Here is a 4,324-nt window from a genome sequence, read left to right on the forward strand (position 1 = left end):
GGTCCGTTCTAGGTAGGGCTCGAGCCGGATCCCCTGGGCGGGGTCGGTGCATCGCGGCGGGTGATTCTTCTGATCGGACATCTCTACCAGTCTAGTCGTTCGAGCGGCCCGAGACTCGCAAGAAATCGCTTTGACAGATCACTTATTGCGGTAGCGCAACGACGACCACCCCCGATCGCGTGTTCCCCCCGGCGTCGAGGGCGGGATAGTCGAGCGGCTGTCGAGACTTATCCCGCAAGGTGGCGTTGCAGAAACTCCCGCGGGGTCACGACCTCGAGTCCACGGAAGGCAGAGGCTCGCAAGAGCGCCCGGTCACCGGTGACGATAAAGCGTGCACCGCCGGAAAGTGCGCAGGCGAGAAACTTGAGGTCGTCGGGGTCGTCACACGCGGAAACCGGCACGGGGGCGGGCTCCACGAAGCGGGCTTCTCGGGTGACGAGGTCGAGGATGGCATTGATATCGACCGAGGAAAACTTCCTTTGAAGGCGCTCGGCGACTCGTCGATACTCGGTGAGGATTTCGACGCTGGCGACAAGTTCAAACCCGCCTTCGGCCCAAGCAGCCAGGATTCTGGACGGGGGTCCGGAGAAAAAGATCCCGGAGATGAGGACGTTGGTGTCGAGGACAACCTTCATCCGCGCCGACGAACGCTGCGGATGGCCTTCTGCAGGTCGGCGGGTTTGAGCCCGGCCCGGCGCGCCTGCCCCCGGACCTTGGCCGCCAGGGCCTGGAACTCGATTCTGGCCGGTGTCTCGATCCGCTTGAGAATCACGATGTCCCCGTCGCCCATCACCACAAATTGAGCACCGGGTTCCAAGCCAAGAGCCTTGCGAACATCCTCAGGGATCACAACCTGGCCCTTCGAAGAGAGTGTTGTAGTTGCCACTGTCGCCATAGGGTCATGCCTTTCATTGGGTCTTACTGGTAAGATTCTACGTCACGACCCCGCGTTTGGCAACAGGTTCAATTGACCGAACCACCTACTGCGGTATCTCCACCACCACCTTCCCCGATCCCGTGTTCCCCGCGGCGTCCATCGAGCGGACGACGATGCTGTGCTCGCCGGGGGCGGGGCGTGGGAGGGTGAGGTCGTAGCTCTCGGTGCGGGAATCGTCGAGGCCGTCGGCGGCCTGGACGGGGAGCCAGTCGCCGGCGTCGACCGCGCAGGCGGTTTCGCGGATGATGCTGAACGTATCGGTGGCCGAGAAGGTCAGGCGGATGGAGGTTGGCTGGACCTGCGCCTTGACGGTCTCGAGGCGCGGCGGCGTGTTGTCGACGTCGAACGCGGGCGAGAGCTTCTCGGCGGTCAGGGCGCGGCCGGACGCGTTCGAGGGCGCGTCGGTGACGACGACGCGGAACACGTAGGTCCCGTCCGGCATTGCGTGGCTGTCCCAGGTGGCGAAGTCTTCGTCGATTCGGTCGCGCATCTTCTTCCAGGTCTTCTCGTCGACGGCGCGGTAGTAGACGTCGTAGAGCAGGTCGTCGTCGTTCGGATCGGTCGCCTGCCAGGTGATGCTGCGTGCCCCGTCCTCGAAGCCGCGCCGCGACGTGGGCCGGGGTCGCTTGCGGACTCCCCCTTCGACGTCCCCCCCCGACCCACCCGACGCCCGGGAGTCGGACGCGCCGCTCGGCCCGGAAGGGGCCACCCTCTGGAACGCAACACCCGGCGCCTGCACATCGACCTTCTTGATCTCCGGGGGTAGGTTCGCCTGCAGGTAGGTCACGGCCACCTCGCGCAGCGACGGGGTGTGCGTCTGGTCCTCCGACTTCATCTGCGCGCGCCACTGCAGGAAGCGCGAGGGGGGGCAGTCGAGCAGCGCCCCATCCTGGGTGAACGGCGCGCTGCGCCAGTCGGACCAGGTGCGGTCGGGCTCCTCGGTGTTTCCGCAGCGGACGCCGAGGGCGATCGAGGTCCCCTTGGGGGTCTCGGTCCGCCAGGACGCGCGGCCCCAGGTGGCGAACGATCGCGCATCCAGGACGCGCGACTCGAAGGCGCCGGACGACGCGAACCCGGGCCGCAGGATTGAGACAGTCCCGGAATTGCTCCCGGCCACCGCGACGTCACCGGCGCGCCCCGTCGGGGCGCCGTCCCCGAGGCGCAGGAGCGCGGTGACCTGGGCCGACGAGAGCCGCAGCAGCTCGGTGACGTTTCCCGACGCATCGACGCCGTAGATGCGCCCCTGGGAGCTCGACCCCATCAAGAGGTCTCCGTTGGACGCAACGGCCAGACTCAGAATCGCCTCCTGGCCAGCGGACCAGATCTCGCGCGCGTAGCCGTCGCGCGAGATCGCCAGGACCTTCCCCTCCATGCCGACCGGGACGCGCTGCTCGGGCGGGGGCGCCTGTTCCGGCGGCGGCGGGGGGGTCGCCTGCGGCGCGGCGCTTTCGGAGCTCCCCGGCGCGCCGGGAGCAGGCGGCGGCGCGGCGGGGGGCGGCGGCGCCGGCGACGGGCCCCGCGACCCGGGCCGCCCCGATTCGTCGGCGACCGCGGCGTAGATCGTCCCGTCCTTGCCGGCCGAGAGGGCGACGACTTCGTTCAACGGGGCGTCGTACAGGACGAACCCTTCGCCCGAGGGGGACACGCGGAACACCAGGCCGTGGCCGTCGGTGCCGGCGATCAGCTCCCCCTTCTCGTTCACGATGAGGGACCGGATGTGGGTCTCGGCGCTGTCGAAGAAGACGCGCCCGTGGCCGGAGGCATCGATCTTCAGGATGCGCCCCTCGATCCCGGTCGCGGCGTAGAGCGCCCCCTCGCGATCGAAGACGAGCGCCCAGATGTATTTCTCGCCGCTGTCGTACGTCCAGAGGGTCTTGCCGTCGGGGGCGATCTTGTAGATCTTCCCGCCAGGCGACGCGCCCGCCAGAAGATTGCCCGCCCGGTCGAAGGCGAGCGCGTGCACCTCGGGCTCGGAAGCGCGGAAGAAGACCTCGGCCGCCCCCTTGCCGATGCGCAGGACCTTGCCGTCGTTCCCTCCCGAGACATAGATCGCGCCGCCGGGGGCCTGGGCGATCGCCCACAGGTACGGCTGGCCCCCTTCGTGCACGGTGTCGAGGCGCGGCGACAGCCTGAGAGCGCCGTCGTAAAGCAGCGAGACTCCCTTCAGCTCCCCCTTGGCGAAATCGTCCTTCTCCCTCTGGCGCCAGGTCTGCGAGGTGACGGCGAGCGCGAGCGTGACGCAGGACAATGCAAGCCCGAGACCGAGGGCGGCGGAGGAGATGGCGGCGGCGCGTCTCATTTCACCCTTATCGAGATGCGGCGGCCGCCGACGACCACGACGTCGAGGTCCTTCGGGATCTCGAGAATCGGTGACTCGCCCATCAGGGTCGTGTCGGCGCTCAGCCGCGGGTTGTTGAACACGGAGAAGATCGACAGGGGGAGATCGGGAAGGACTTCGCTGCGCACGATGGCGGTCGGCGCCCGGCGCGACATCCTCAGATAGAGCGTCCGGCTGCGCCTCTGCCGGGATGCGAGGCGCACCAGGTCGTCGAGGCCCCCGGCCTGGGCGACCTGCCGCTCGAGCATCCGGCGGTCGAGGCCGTCGATCGCCGGGCCGCCGCCGACGAGGATCTCGGTGTCCCCCGGCCGCGTGTCCTCCGGCAGGACGACGTTCCAGGTCTCCTCCCACGTCCGGCCGCGGTACAGGCTCAGGACCGCCGTGACGGCGAGGCTCTCGCCGGGGCGCACCTCGGTGCGCGCGGCGCGCAGCGACGTCATGGTCGCCACCTTCGAGGACTCGAGCACGTCGATCTCGAGGTCGGCGGAGCGCACGCGCGCCTCCTCGAAGCGGTTGTTGTAGAGCAGGTTGAACAGGCCCGCCGCATCGTTCGCCAGCGCCGTGTGGACCGGCTGCGCCGGGGTCGTGGTGGAGTACAGGTCCTCGTACGTGATCGTCGGATACCCCTCGATGCCGATCCGGCAGCGCAGTGCCAGCGTGGCGCCGGCGTCGAAGTCGGTCGTGCGGACCAGGCTGTTGGCGGTCACCAGCGCCATGACCACCGGCGACCAGGCGCGGTTGCGCAGGATGTCATAGTGGAACACGCGCGTGCCGCCGGGCGACGTCACCCGGACCGAGACCGGGATCATCGGCGCGGTCCGCCCCACGTCACCGACGATGGCGGTCAGCCCGTCCTGGAAGATCGTGCCGACCGGCGGCGTCGAGTTCGCGACCTTGAACGACGCGTTCGCCGACGCGAAGGTGATGAGGACCTGCGCCTGGGTCATCGGCATCTCCAATGGCCCCGTCCCCAGGAGCGGGTGGCCGAAGGCGAACACCCGGTTGTGGTCGATGTGGGTCAGTGTGCCGATGCCGACCACGCTCAGGTC

At 68.7% G+C, this 4,324-nt stretch carries 4 protein-coding genes; all 4 read right to left on the reverse strand.

Going from position 1 to position 4,324, the window contains the following annotated elements; translation table 11 throughout:
• Nucleotides 1-227: 227 nt before the first annotated feature.
• Nucleotides 228-635 carry a putative toxin-antitoxin system toxin component, PIN family gene (locus VGV60_10080; GenBank protein ID HEV8701604.1) on the reverse strand — a complete coding sequence of 136 codons (408 nt, stop codon included), beginning with the start codon at nt 633-635 and terminating at the stop codon, nt 228-230.
• Entirely contained in the window at nt 632-895 is a 264-nt protein-coding gene (locus tag VGV60_10085) for an AbrB/MazE/SpoVT family DNA-binding domain-containing protein (protein ID HEV8701605.1), read from the reverse strand. Before VGV60_10085 ends, VGV60_10080 begins: the two co-directional genes overlap by 4 nt.
• A gap of 85 nt (nt 896-980) precedes the next feature.
• A complete protein-coding gene (locus VGV60_10090; GenBank protein ID HEV8701606.1) occupies nt 981-3,236 on the reverse strand; it encodes a hypothetical protein in 2,256 nt (751 codons plus the stop codon).
• A partial coding sequence (locus tag VGV60_10095) for a hypothetical protein (GenBank protein ID HEV8701607.1) occupies nt 3,233-4,324 on the reverse strand: 1,092 nt, incomplete at its 5' end. The genes VGV60_10090 and VGV60_10095, both read right to left, overlap by 4 nt.

The sequence above is a fragment of the Candidatus Polarisedimenticolia bacterium genome (genome assembly GCA_036001465.1).
Lineage (GTDB): Bacteria > Acidobacteriota > Polarisedimenticolia > Gp22-AA2 > Gp22-AA2 > Gp22-AA3.

Bases quoted from the DNA above. Each gene is read 5' to 3' on its own strand.
- VGV60_10080 (HEV8701604.1), bottom strand. From the start codon at position 635: ATGAAGGTTGTCCTCGACACCAACGTCCTCATCTCCGGGATCTTTTTC.
- VGV60_10085 (HEV8701605.1), bottom strand. From the start codon at position 895: ATGGCGACAGTGGCAACTACAACACTCTCTTCGAAGGGCCAGGTTGTG.
- VGV60_10090 (HEV8701606.1), bottom strand. From the start codon at position 3,236: ATGAGACGCGCCGCCGCCATCTCCTCCGCCGCCCTCGGTCTCGGGCTT.